Here is a 12,136-nt window from a genome sequence, read left to right on the forward strand (position 1 = left end):
GTGGTCGAGGGAATCAACAATAAACTTAAACTAATAAAACGGAGAGGCTATGGCTTGAGAAACTTTCGGAATTTTTGGGTTAGAAGTATGTTATCTTGGCATCTTGTATGTTGATTTAGCATAAAGGGTAACGAAGAGCCGATAAACAAAACCTCCTGATATAGCATTTCCAAAACCTGCCAACTGAAGTGAAACAAATCTTCCTAAAACTTCCACTAGAAGCCTACGTTACCCGTGACGCTTTTTTGCAACCCTCCAAAAACCCAAGAGACCAAATCCCAATAGTCCGCCGATAGCTCTTGGCTCGGGAATATTCGGGTTATTCGGGTTATTCTTCGCATTACCGAATCGCAAATCGTCAAAGCCCAGAATGTCGTCGGTGCCGTTGAACGTGATGCTGGAAATCTGGTTCCCAAAATCGATGAAGCCGAAGAATGCGCCGCCCCCATTAATGGCAGGCGGCATATTGAGCGTTGTAGTAACGGATGATCCATCCGTGTACACGATGGTTTGCTGCGGTACGAGATTCGTTTGCAAGCCATTTACATAGAAGCCAAACGAATCCACTGGGTTGGTGAAGCTGAATGTCACCGAACCACCTACGAGAAGCCTGAAGAAAGCACCGCCAGGGGTAGTATTGAACCCGCATAACGCACCGCAGCCCGAGTTGTTGGTTGTGCTGCCGCCGGTAATGGTCACGTTGGGGGGCAACGCTGACTCAAAGTCAACGATGGAAATGGCACCAGCCACAGAATCAAAAGCCGCAGCCGCCGCAAGGGAATTAACCATCTGTGCCAGCGAACTGACGTTGTTGTCCGACCCTGAGTAAACGACGGGTGCTGCTTGCGCTGGTATGCAGGTCTCTATACCAGCTATAACGCCAAATACGGCAGCGGCAGAAGTCAAAGTCTTTGTGATACTGTTGTCGTTCACTTTTATTTACCTCAATCAGATAACATAGCGGTTTTCATAGAAGCGAGTCTCCACCGATGGACCCCAACAGACAACACCTGTTGCCGGGGGAATCTATTTTTAGAATGATTTTAATAACACCAAAGGGAGATAGCAGAAGCATACACACTCCCCCCCCCACAACTGTATCAAAAGCTACAATTTAATAAATCTTTATATTTCTCTCCCTAGCTTAGGGGTTGACAGAGCAGGGAGTCTCAGGTGTTTTCCTCTGTTTTACTGCTTCTCAGGTGAACTATCGTCTTCCTTGAGTTATTGTGGCGCGGTCTGTCGGATTCGTCTTTGCGTTCATCTCTGTCTCGAAGTTGTTGAAGCAGATTCTCTATTTTGTTATAATTAGTGTCATTCGTTCGGTTTTGGGAGGGAAAAATATTCCGACACTTGCACAACTCTTACAATGTTATACCCTATCTTGTTGGGCAACAAGGTTTTATTTACCAATTAACTTAATAAGATTGGATGAGCGTACTAAAAATATTTTCATGTTAATTGGTGAAGGTATTGAGATTGAAATTAAACCTAATGGACAATGGATAAAATGAATCAAAAACCTAATTTTAAAACTATGACCTCTCAAGAATTAAAAAGTTATGTATTATCTCATCGTGAGGATGACGAGGCTTTTTATGCTTATGTAGATAAGGTAAATGAAAGAAAAGATCGAGTAGTTTATCCACCTTTAAACTCCTTAGAAGATCTGGAAAAATATCCCGAAGTTATTGAACAAATGCGTCAAGATTCCCGTCATAATTTTCAGCAAAATGAGTTAACTTAGATACAGTGCGATCGCACTCTCTCGCAGTCAGGTCAAGCAATAGCCCAACCCAAGACAGAAGGAGGATAACAGCACAGCACACACCCCCCACAACTGTATCAAAAGCTACAATTTATAAATCTTTACATTTCTCTCCCTGGCAGCTATCCACCATGAAACCCATCCTCAACGCCCAGATGATTTCGGAAGTTAGAGGACAACCAGAATCACGACCAATATCAACGGACGGGACTCAACTGCCCCAGTTCAACGCTCACTGCATCAAAGCGATTGTCCCCAGGGCGATAGGAGAGAATTTCCAAGCCAATCGGCTCGCCACTGGTGGAATCCTTAATCAAAATCACCCCATCCCCCAGTTCAGTACAAATCTGCTCCTTTCTGGGTTGCTGCCAGAAGACAGTCAGTAATTCCGTTTCCGGTTCATAGAAAACTTTTACTTGAGCCATAGCATTTCCCCTTCTTTAATCCCATCGGTTTGGTAGGCAGTAATCAAGAACCCATCTCCATTTAAACGCCGAGCCACTGCCACAACCCAACGTTTTTCCTGTCGCTGGCGATAAAATAGCAGCACCCCAGCATCGTGGCTACTGCGTCGAATTTCATCTGGTGAAGCTAGGGTAAGGGTCACTAATTCCTCCAACTCCTCAAGGTCAGGATGTTTGCCCATTAGCCTCTGCCAATAACCTTCTGAAGTTCTAACTGTAAATCCCAAAGGGGTAACAACTTCAAATTTCATTCCCAATCATGGATAGGATTCTCGTTTCGGTGTTCGATAAATATAGTGGTCGTGTTGCCGATGCTCAATCTTCAATTCCTGAATCTACAAGACAATTGGCAATGAGTTGGTCAAATTGCTCCCAATCTTCACTATCCCATGATGAATTATCATTTGATGTAGTATTTTGAGCGGATTCGATAAAGGTAATAATAACCGATTCTCCATACAACCACACATACTATCCCCCGTAACTGTATTTTAAGCTACAATTTAATAAATCTTTACATTCCTCCCTTCAGATTTTGGGGTTTTTGGGGAGTTCAAGAGCTTGGACTTGTACAACTTTATTGTACAAGTCTCCAAAGACCAAGCAAATTAGCGCTAAAAGCTCAAGGATTACAACTTTTCTCCCGTCGATCCTAGACATCAACCTAAAAGTCGGCACTTAAAGGGGTACGGGGGAAAGGAATCACATCGCGAATATTGGTCATTCCCGTCATGAATTGTACCAGACGCTCGAATCCTAAACCAAAACCAGCGTGGGGAACGGAACCGTAGCGACGCAGATCTAAATACCACCACAAATCATCGGGATTCATTCCCTGTTCCTGCATTCTTTGGATTAATACATCTAATCGTTCTTCCCGTTGGGAACCGCCGATAATTTCGCCGATCTTGGGTGCTAAAATATCCATAGCGGAAACGGTTTTATTACTGTCATCTAGACGCATATAAAAAGCTTTGATTGTCTTGGGATAATTGGTGACAATCACGGGTTTTTTAAATAGTTCTTCCGCTAGATAACGTTCGTGTTCTGACTGTAGATCTACGCCCCATTCTACCGGAAACTCGAACTGACGATCAGCTTTTTCTAATAACTCGATCGCTTCGCTGTAGGTAATCCGGCCAAACTCACTATTAACGATATTCTCGGCCGTACTTAACACCGTTTTATCGATACGTTCGTTAAAAAACTGCAAATCTTCGGGACAATTTTCTAAAACGAATTTAAAGATATATTTCAGAAAAGCTTCCGCTAAATCCTGATCTCCTTCCAAGTCACAAAAAGCCATTTCCGGTTCCACCATCCAAAACTCGGCCAGATGACGGGAAGTATTAGAATTTTCAGCGCGAAAAGTCGGGCCAAAAGTGTAAACATTAGATAAAGCCATGGCCATTACTTCCGCTTGTAATTGTCCACTGACGGTTAAATAGGCCCGTTTACCAAAGAAATCCTCGGCAAAATTGGCGGGTTTTTTTAAATCTAAACTGGTGACAGTAAATAATTCTCCCGCACCTTCGCAGTCGTTAGCGGTAATAATGGGAGTATGTACCCAAATAAAGCCCTTTTCTTGGAAAAAAGTGTGTATAGCGGTGGCGCAAGCGTTTCTAACCCGCATTACTGCTCCTAGGGTGTTGGTTCTTGCTCGCAGATGGGCAATAGTTCTTAGGAATTCAAAGGAATGACGTTTCTTTTGTAGGGGATAATCCGGGGGACAGTCACCATAAAGGGTGATTTCGGCCGCTTTTAACTCGATATTTTGCCCTTTACCCGGGGAAAGAACCAAATTTCCCGAAACAGCGATCGCTGTTTCCGTACTAATTGTCTTTAGTACATTTTCATAATCGGGTAAAGTCGGTTCGAGGATAACTTGTAAGTTGGCTAGGGATGAGCCATCATTAACTTCCAGGAAAGTAAATTCTTTTAATTCTCGTTTTGTTCTCACCCAACCCTGCACGGTGACGGATTGATCCGGTTGTCCTGTTTGAAAGATTTCCTTGATTCTGCTAGTCATTGCTTATCCCTATGTTAAGTGGCTGAGTGGAATTAAATATAAGATGAACGTAGGTTGGGTTGAAGCATGAAACCCAACGCCAGATTATGTTACGCTACCGCTAACCCATCCTACAAATAATTGTGTCTCCCTACTTAGAACCAAAGAGTATTTTAGAATAGAAAGTCCAGATCAGGCTAAAATCAATCTCGAACAGGTGTCATGCTTCTGGTGGAAAAATTATTAAGTAAGCCCAAAAGCCGTAAATTAGCGATTTTTTTGGCTTTTATCGGCAGCATTCTCGCTTTACCCTTTCCTATCGCCGGTATTCATAAATTCTATCTCGGTCAACCTCTCTGGGGAATTATTTATCTTCTGCTCTGGCAAACTCCGATTCCCCGGGTGGCTTGCGCGATCGATGCAGTGTGGTATTTAATCCAAGATAACCAATTTTTGGCTAACTATTTTCCCACTGCCACCGCTGCTGCCACTGTCCCCAGTTTAGAGCCTAAACAAGTAGAGGCGATCGGGGCAGCTTTAAGGGAATTAGAGCGCCTCCGGCAAGAAGGATTAATTTCTGAGTACGAATTTGAAGAAAAACGGCGACAACTACTATAATGACACCGCAAAACTGGTTAGGGCGCACTTTTAACCCTTTAAAAGCCAAAATTAGCAATGATCCCTATTATCGCTTTCGTTCCCTCGATGAGATCGCTATGGCGGCGCAATTGGGCATTAAAATTAATGTCAGTCAAGCGGGTGTGGATGATTGGCTGCGATTGCCGGGGATATCCATCCATCAAGCGCGAATGTTGGTGGAATTGTCGGGTATGGGGGTAGAATTGCTTTGTCTCGAAGATCTAGCGGCTGCTTTGAGTGTTCCTGTGGCTAGATTGAAAGCTTGGGAGCCGATTCTAGAATTTGCCTATTATAGTCGGGAAAGTCACCTCGCACCCCCTAAAATCAATCCTAACACCGCTTCGATCGAGCAGTTAACCACCTTACCCCTGATCAGCGATAATTTGGCAGCTGCCATTATTAAAAACAGGGAAGAACAGGGATTATTTAAGAATATTGTGGATTTTAAAGGGCGTTTATCCCTAGACGCTCAGGAAATCTCCCAATTAATGCACTTTTTCCAGTTTTAATCCCAAATACTCAGAACAGGAGACAGGAGACAGGAGACAGGAGACAGGAGACAGGAGATAGGAGTCAGGAGATAGGAGTCAGGAGTCAGGAGATAGGAGATAGGAGACAGAAGATTAGTTTTATTTATTCTCCCCACACCCCACACCCCACACCCCACACCCCACACCCCACACCCCACACCCTACACCCCACCAACAAACTTTTCTAAATGTCTTCAGATTCCTCGCCATCATTAGGGGGAACTAGGGCCACCGCAGCGATCGCATCGTCCTCATCGAGTTTTTGTACCCGGATGCCTCCGGCCGATCGCGATTGAGGAGTAATAGCATCGACGGATTGACGGATGATAATACCCCGTGCGGTGATAATCATAAATTCCTCGTGGGGGTTAACAACGTGCAGAGCCGCTAATTTATCGTTCTTTTTGCGGAATTTAATCACTCTGACTCCTAATCCCGCCCGATTTTGCAGACGTAGGAGGGTAACGGGAACCCGTTTTCCTAGTCCTGCCATGGTAATCGCTAACACCCAGGGGCCATTATTAGCCACTTCGGGGTTAATTTCTTCGCTTTCGTCCTCGGTTTCTTCTTCGTTAGATTCAGCGATTTGGGCGACAATTTGACTAGGCAGGATGTCCATACTAATTAATTCGTCACCTGAGCGCAATTTCATCGATTTTACGCCTTTAGTTGCCCTTCCCAGGGAGCGCAATTGTTGACTATCGGCCTTAAAATGAATTGCCATCCCCTGACGAGAACCGATAATGACGCTATCTTCCTCTTTAGCCAAGCGAACCCAACGTAGTTGATCACCGTCTTCGAGAGAAATGGCGATTAAACCGTTCGATCGAATATTACTAAAGGCAGCGAGGGCGGTTTTCTTGATAAATCCCTTTTGTGTGAGCATAATCAGGTAATTATCCTCGCTGAACTCGCTGACTGCCACCACCGAGGTGATTTTCTCCCCTTTGGGAATCTCTAACAGTTGCACGATGGGAACGCCGCGAGCGGTACGGGAACCGGTGGGGATATGATAGGCGTTGAGACTATAGACAACCCCGCGATCGGTGAAAAAGAGGACGCTATCGTGATCGCGGCAGGTGATAAAGTGATCGATGCCGTCGTCTTCTTTCATTTTTGCGCCAGCTTTGCCCCTTGTCGCCCGATTTTGGGACTCAAAGGTATTAACGGGCATTCTTTTGATGTAACCCTGTTCGGTGACGAGAATTAAGGCTTGTTCGTTGGCAATCAGGTCAGTTTCGGCGATTTCTCCTTCCCGTTGTTCAATATGACTGCGACGGGGGGTAGCGTGAATCGTTTTGATCTGTTGCAGTTCTTCCTCGATAATGCTGTCGATCCGTTCTTTTCTGGCTAAAATATCCTGAAGATCGCCGATTTTTGCCAGTAATTCCCCGTGTTCTTGCTGAATTTTCTCCGATTCTAGGGCGGTTAACCGTCGCAGCTGCATTTGTAGGATTGCGTCCGCTTGCACCTCTGAGAGGCCAAAATTCTGCACTAATCCCTCTTTTGCACTAGCTGTGTCGGCAGCACTGCGAATCAGGGCAATGACTGCATCGAGACTAGCGAGGGCAATTAGTAAACCCTGAAGGATATGATCCCTTTCCTCGGCCTTGCGGAGTTCATAACGGGTACGACGGGTGATCACTTCTACCCGAAAATCGAGGAAAACGCGGAGAAACTCCCTTAAAGTCAGTAATCTCGGTTCGTTATCGACTAATGCCAACATATTCGCCCCAAAATTCGACTGGAGGGGCGTTTGTTTATAAAGATTGTTGAGGACGACGCGAGGATAGGCATCTCGTTTGAGTTCGATCACTACCCGGATGCCGTCGCGATCGCTTTCGTCCCGCACATCGGAAATACCGTCTATTTTGCGATCATTGACCAAATCGGCGATTTTTTCGATTAATGCCGCTTTATTGGTTTGATAGGGCAGTTCGGTGATGATAATAGCATCTCGATCGGGTCTTCCCCTTTGTTCGATGGTTTCAAAGGAGGCGACTCCCCGCAGGGTAATGGAACCCCGGCCGGTGGTGTAAGCTTCCTGAATGCCGTCTCTGCCAAGGATATGCCCCCCGGTGGGAAAGTCCGGCCCTGGGATATAACGCTGTAATTCCGTATCGGTGAGATCCGGGTTATGGATGAGGGCAACGGTTCCATCGATAATCTCGGCCAGGTTGTGGGGGGGAATATTGGTGGCCATACCGACGGCGATCCCCGATGAGCCATTAATTAGCAGTTGTGGGACTCTAGAGGGCAAAACCACGGGTTCCTGTTGGGAACCATCGAAGTTATCGGCAAAATCGACGGTTTCTGACTCGATATCCTGTAGTAGGGCGTTGGTGGCCAGGGTGTGCAGACGACACTCGGTATAACGCATGGCTGCCGGGGGATCGTTATCGATCGATCCGAAGTTACCATGACCGTTAATCAGGGGATCGCGCATGGAGAAATCCTGGGCCATGCGGACGAGGGCATCGTAAACAGCAGTATCCCCGTGGGGGTGGTATTTTCCTAATACTTCCCCGACGACTCTAGCGCATTTCCGGAAGGGGCGATCGGGGGTTAATCCTAGTTCGTACATCGCATAAAGAATGCGCCGGTGTACGGGTTTCAGTCCGTCCCTAGCGTCGGGCAAGGCGCGCCCAACGATGACGCTCATGGCGTATTCTAGGTAGGAACGGGACATTTCATTGCTTAAGTCTGTGGGGACGACATGATCCTGGGCGGCGGTCATAGGGGGGTTAACTCCAATAACAAGGCAAAAAAAGCGTTTTTGTGAGTAAATTCGCTAAAAATCGGGTTTTTACCCTTTTGATGTGCAAAATATGCCCATTTGTACGACTATTTTACCATAAAATCCCTCTTTTTTGGGGTTTGAGGCGGCACTCAAACTTTTGCCGAAAGTCTCTTCCCTCATTCCGGCCCGATCTTGACACTCTGTGGACTATCTGTCACAATATTGTCATGTAGGCCATTTGTTCTTAAAGTAATGGATTTGCAATTGTCATTATTTCCAGATAATCAACCAAGTCAGGCGGTAAGCAAACAGAAAAAAGCCAAGTTAGGTCGTTACGAAAGAATTCAGCGCGAACTAGCAACGGTAAAGCGTGATCCCTATCAAGTCCTAGTCGATGTTAACGTTCCGCTTAAGCCTCTCAATAGCTATAATTTTATCGATCTATTCTCCGGTGCGGGCGGTATAACCCAAGGTTTATTGCAAGCAGGTTTTAACCCTGTAGCCAGTGCAGAAATTAGCCCGATCGCCTCAGCAACCCATCAAAAGAATTTTCCCAATTGTCATCATTTTTGTGGTGATATACATGATTTTAATACTCAAGAATGGTTGGCCAAAATTGGCAATCCATTCATTCATCTTGTGGTGGGCGGACCACCATGTCAAGGATTTTCTGTTGCTGGAAAACGAGATGCTAATGATCCGAGGAATCATCTCTTTCAAGAATTTATCCGCCTTGTTTCTGAAATACAGCCTTGGTACGTTGTCATGGAGAATGTACCCGGTATTCTAACAATAAAAAAAGGAGAAATTAAGCAAAATATTCTGGAAGCTTTTCAAAGTATTGGCTATGGAAATATTTCAATAGCAATTCTTGAATCTGCCGCCTATGGCGTTCCTCAAATAAGACCAAGAGCTATTTTCATAGCTAATAGATTTGGGCTGCCAAATCCTTATCCAAGTCCTCAATTAGTACCGGAGAAATACCAACCGATTGAAGCCGCTATCTGCGATTTACCTGCTTATGAACCTCTTCCCAGTATCAATCACGAATGGACTCGTCACTCCCCCGAATATATGGCCAGAATAGCTCAAGTTCCTCCCGGGGGTTCCTTATATGAAAGTTATGTTGATGCCTTCAAACGACAGTATCGGGGTAAGCCAAGTATGACAATTAAAGAAAATCATGGCGGTACTCATATCCATCCCTATTTAAATCGGGTTATTTCAGCCAGAGAAATGGCTAGATTACAAACTTTTCCCGATTCCTTTATTTTTGAAGGAACAATGAAAAAAGCGATGTGGCAAATTGGAAACGCCGTACCTCCACGTTTGGCAGAGTGTATTGGCTATGCTCTTATTCCCTACTTAAATCTAATAGCTACAGGTAATAAAAATATTGGAGAGGTGGCAAGATAAATCACCGCTCTTCAGTCAATTTGATATTAAGAGAATTACGCCATGTTTCCAAATCATACCAACCGCAACCTACACAGCCATGTTCTGCTTCTGCTCCAGATTGAGGAATATTTTCCGGCCAGTTCTCTCCACCGGAATACCAAAATCTGATATCCATTGGTGTTCCTCGCTTACCAGTTTTAATACATTTTTCACAACTTCTTGACTTTAATAAATTATGATTTCCCGCACTATCTTTTTTGAGAAGCTGAAACTTGTTTCTCATCTCAGCTACACTCATATTGACATCATGACTTGGTTCACTTATCCCCCAACGTTCCATAGGAAAACGATGGTCAATAACCAGTTCATGTGACTGTCTGATTCTGTTTTCAATCACATCTTTATATCGATAAAACTCCAAAATTCTAGCCACTAATTGAGGCGGTATGTTGGCAGAGGCATTCGCCGCTCGCATCTCTCCAGTCCATCGATCCCAAGTTGTTGTTTTCTGACAAATTGGACAGTATTCTCGTTTTGTTTCTATTACTAGCCCCTGGCGACCGCTCCTATTTCCGCGCTCTAATCCTTGGATACCACCGCCACCAGCATATTGCTCCGATGCTATTTTTTTCCCTTCACAGGTACGACAATGCCAAGCTCGATCTGATAATAACTCGAAGACTTTGTACTGTGATGAACCCTGTTTAAACTTTGCTTTTATAGCTTCTACTAAATCAGAACTCATTCCGGTTTCTCTATTTCTATCTCTAAATTTTCCAGTAATTGGGATACAGTTATGTTTAAGCCCTTCGCCAGAGTGACAAGAGCGGTAAGAGAAGGATTTCTTACTCCTCGCTCTAGTCCAGATATATAGGTACGATCAAGATGGCAACGTAGCCCTAGTTCTTCTTGTGATATGCCTAAAGCTGCTCTATGCTCTCGGATCATTAACCCCAATGCCCTTAAAATTACTGCTTTTGATTTTTCCATAAAGTCTATAATCGTCCTTAGTGGACGATAAGTCCACGGACTATATGTCACAGGAATAATTTTCCTCTCCTCCCGTCAACCAAACAGCCTCTTAATCAGAATCAAAAGATCGTCAAGGCAGCTCACAGGGGGACAAAATCAGATTTTTTAGCAGTTTTTCCCTCGATAATTTAGGATAAAATAAAAATGCGATCGAGAGTTAATATTATGGCCCGATCGGCAGCTCAAGAATCGATGATGATTGAGCTTAATGATCCCTTAACTCTAGCGAACGCTATTATCCTGATTTTCCGAGCGCAAAAATTACCCCAAAATGCTTACCCCTCTCCTCTGGCAAAGTGCCAATCCCCACCCCGATAATCTGGATAATTTCCAAATTATTAGCCAATGGTGGCAAGATTTAAATCTTAAGGAAGTCTTCTGGCAACAGCGTTTAATTCCCGATACTGGCTCTCTGGAAGATATTAATTGGGAGCAGCAAGGTTTTGATGAAAAATTTAGCATCCAAATGCCTCAAATTCGGGGGATTACCCTCTATTGGCATAAATCTACTTTTGCTGACGAAAGAAGCATGACACCTAAACAATTAATTTTAGATCGGGAACAGGAGCAGTTATATATTTATCCCCAATCCCAACCTAATTTAGTTATTCGGGTGACGAAACCCCATCTGGTTTATCAAAAATTCGAGCTAAAAAATCCTCTCCTGGTTGGCAAAAAAGCAGAAAGTGAATATATTTTACTGATCAGGGATAAAGAACAGCAAATAGAAGTTAAAATTAATCTCAGTCCTGAAAATTATCGGCAATTTCTAGAAACCATGACCGAGGATCAATAATGTGGCAGGGAAACCTAGAACTAATTTACACGCAAAAAAATCTCGCAACCGAGATTAATCACGTCTATGCTACCGCCCCTTTAAAAGTACAAAGACCTTTTTATCCCGAAGGAAAAAACCTTTGTCATACGGTGATTTTACACACGGCGGGGGGAATAGTTTGCGGTGATGTTCTTCAACAAAAAATTCATCTCCAAGCCGCTAGTAATGCCCTGATTACCACTGCTTCTGCTGGAAAAGTTTACCAGAGTAATGGTCAAATGGCTCAACAATTAATCGAGATTAAAATCGATGACAATGCTGGTTTAGAATGGCTACCCCAAGAAACAATTATCTTTAATGGTGCGGTATTTCGCCAACATTTACGAGTGGATTTAGGGGAAAATAGCAGTTGGTTGGGATGGGAAATTACCCGTTTTGGTCGCAGTGCGCGAGGCGAGAAATTTTTAGCGGGAGAATGGCATTCTAATTGGGACATTTGGCGATCTGGACAACCTTTATGGCTCGATCGCTCCTTCCTGTTGGGTGGTAAAATGATCGAGGGATTTTCTGGTTTAAATAATAGTGCCATGATCGGTACTTTAGTTTATATCGGTCAACCGGTGGGAAGAGATTTAATCGAGAAAGTGAGAGATTTTTCCCTAGAAGGAGAGATGGGAGTTACTAGCACTTTAGGAGATGGTCTTTTATGTCGTTATCGGGGTAATTCTAGCGGTGAAGTGCGACAATGGTTTCAGCAGGTTTGGCAAATTTTAAGGCGA

At 44.3% G+C, this 12,136-nt stretch carries 17 protein-coding genes; 10 read left to right on the plus strand and 7 right to left on the minus strand.

Going from position 1 to position 12,136, the window contains the following annotated elements; genetic code table 11:
• Positions 1 to 114, plus strand: a 114-nt coding sequence (locus PX482_RS01230; protein WP_287627018.1) for a transposase, incomplete at its 5' end; no start/stop codon positions are given.
• Positions 115 to 228: 114 nt separating this feature from the next.
• On the opposite strand, the gene PX482_RS01235 is transcribed toward PX482_RS01230, so the two are convergent.
• Positions 229 to 933 carry a hypothetical protein gene (locus PX482_RS01235; protein ID WP_288096893.1) on the minus strand — a complete coding sequence of 235 codons (705 nt, stop codon included), beginning with the start codon at positions 931 to 933 and terminating at the stop codon, positions 229 to 231.
• 296 nt (positions 934 to 1,229) lie between these two features.
• Between PX482_RS01235 and PX482_RS27975 the strand changes: the two genes are divergently transcribed.
• Together PX482_RS27975 and PX482_RS01240 are read left to right on the plus strand one after the other, a co-directional pair.
• The gene (locus PX482_RS27975; protein ID WP_002759082.1) at positions 1,230 to 1,514 is read left to right on the plus strand and encodes a DUF6888 family protein; all 285 of its coding nucleotides are present in this window, start codon (positions 1,230 to 1,232) and stop codon (positions 1,512 to 1,514) included.
• Complete coding sequence (locus PX482_RS01240; RefSeq protein WP_223212995.1) at positions 1,511 to 1,747, plus strand: DUF6887 family protein; 237 nt, start codon at positions 1,511 to 1,513, stop codon at positions 1,745 to 1,747. The genes PX482_RS27975 and PX482_RS01240 overlap by 4 nt, the downstream gene beginning before the upstream one ends.
• Positions 1,748 to 1,965: 218 nt before the next feature.
• Here PX482_RS01240 and PX482_RS01245 read toward each other — a convergent pair whose 3' ends face one another.
• Positions 1,966 to 2,193, minus strand: coding sequence for a hypothetical protein (locus tag PX482_RS01245; protein WP_002735928.1), 228 nt, complete (start codon positions 2,191 to 2,193; stop codon positions 1,966 to 1,968).
• Positions 2,181 to 2,483 carry a hypothetical protein gene (locus PX482_RS01250; protein ID WP_002759084.1) on the minus strand — a complete coding sequence of 101 codons (303 nt, stop codon included), beginning with the start codon at positions 2,481 to 2,483 and terminating at the stop codon, positions 2,181 to 2,183. The genes PX482_RS01245 and PX482_RS01250 overlap by 13 nt, the downstream gene beginning before the upstream one ends.
• A gap of 8 nt (positions 2,484 to 2,491) precedes the next feature.
• Here PX482_RS01250 and PX482_RS01255 point away from each other — a divergent pair, with 8 nt between their 5' ends.
• Positions 2,492 to 2,653, plus strand: coding sequence for a hypothetical protein (locus PX482_RS01255; protein WP_155120386.1), 162 nt, complete (start codon positions 2,492 to 2,494; stop codon positions 2,651 to 2,653).
• Positions 2,654 to 2,896: 243 nt separating this feature from the next.
• On the opposite strand, the gene asnS is transcribed toward PX482_RS01255, so the two are convergent.
• Complete coding sequence (gene asnS, locus PX482_RS01260; protein WP_288096891.1) at positions 2,897 to 4,261, minus strand: asparagine--tRNA ligase; 1,365 nt, start codon at positions 4,259 to 4,261, stop codon at positions 2,897 to 2,899.
• Between the two features lie 201 nt (positions 4,262 to 4,462).
• Between asnS and PX482_RS01265 the strand changes: the two genes are divergently transcribed.
• On the plus strand, positions 4,463 to 4,858 hold the full coding sequence (locus PX482_RS01265; protein ID WP_002759086.1) for an NINE protein: 396 nt from the start codon (positions 4,463 to 4,465) through the stop codon (positions 4,856 to 4,858).
• Complete coding sequence (locus PX482_RS01270) at positions 4,858 to 5,388, plus strand: ComEA family DNA-binding protein (RefSeq protein WP_002759087.1); 531 nt, start codon at positions 4,858 to 4,860, stop codon at positions 5,386 to 5,388. Before PX482_RS01265 ends, PX482_RS01270 begins: the two co-directional genes overlap by 1 nt.
• Before the next feature lie 205 nt (positions 5,389 to 5,593).
• Here PX482_RS01270 and gyrA read toward each other — a convergent pair whose 3' ends face one another.
• Positions 5,594 to 8,146 carry a DNA gyrase subunit A gene (gyrA, locus tag PX482_RS01275; protein ID WP_288121983.1) on the minus strand — a complete coding sequence of 851 codons (2,553 nt, stop codon included), beginning with the start codon at positions 8,144 to 8,146 and terminating at the stop codon, positions 5,594 to 5,596.
• A 267-nt stretch (positions 8,147 to 8,413) separates the two neighbouring features.
• Between gyrA and PX482_RS01280 the strand changes: the two genes are divergently transcribed.
• Entirely contained in the window at positions 8,414 to 9,565 is a 1,152-nt protein-coding gene (locus PX482_RS01280) for a DNA cytosine methyltransferase (RefSeq protein ID WP_288025714.1), read from the plus strand.
• Between the two features lies 1 nt (position 9,566).
• Here the strand turns inward: PX482_RS01280 and PX482_RS01285 are convergent, their stop codons facing one another.
• A complete protein-coding gene (locus PX482_RS01285; protein WP_002759091.1) occupies positions 9,567 to 10,292 on the minus strand; it encodes a hypothetical protein in 726 nt (241 codons plus the stop codon).
• A complete protein-coding gene (locus PX482_RS01290) occupies positions 10,289 to 10,537 on the minus strand; it encodes a helix-turn-helix domain-containing protein (protein ID WP_002759092.1) in 249 nt (82 codons plus the stop codon). The genes PX482_RS01285 and PX482_RS01290 overlap by 4 nt, the downstream gene beginning before the upstream one ends.
• A gap of 186 nt (positions 10,538 to 10,723) precedes the next feature.
• On the opposite strand from PX482_RS01290, the gene PX482_RS01295 reads away from it, so the two are divergent.
• From PX482_RS01295 to PX482_RS01305, 3 genes are all read left to right on the plus strand, one after another.
• Positions 10,724 to 10,897 (plus strand): hypothetical protein, encoded by a 174-nt coding sequence (locus tag PX482_RS01295; protein ID WP_002759093.1) that lies wholly within the window; start codon positions 10,724 to 10,726, stop codon positions 10,895 to 10,897.
• Complete coding sequence (locus PX482_RS01300; RefSeq protein WP_288093044.1) at positions 10,851 to 11,375, plus strand: hypothetical protein; 525 nt, start codon at positions 10,851 to 10,853, stop codon at positions 11,373 to 11,375. Before PX482_RS01295 ends, PX482_RS01300 begins: the two co-directional genes overlap by 47 nt.
• On the plus strand, positions 11,375 to 12,136 hold a 762-nt coding region (locus PX482_RS01305; protein WP_288121985.1), incomplete at its 3' end, for an urease accessory protein UreD. The genes PX482_RS01300 and PX482_RS01305, both read left to right, overlap by 1 nt.

Origin of the sequence: Microcystis sp. M53602_WE12, assembly GCF_030065455.1 — a bacterium.
Lineage (GTDB): Bacteria > Cyanobacteriota > Cyanobacteriia > Cyanobacteriales > Microcystaceae > Microcystis > Microcystis aeruginosa.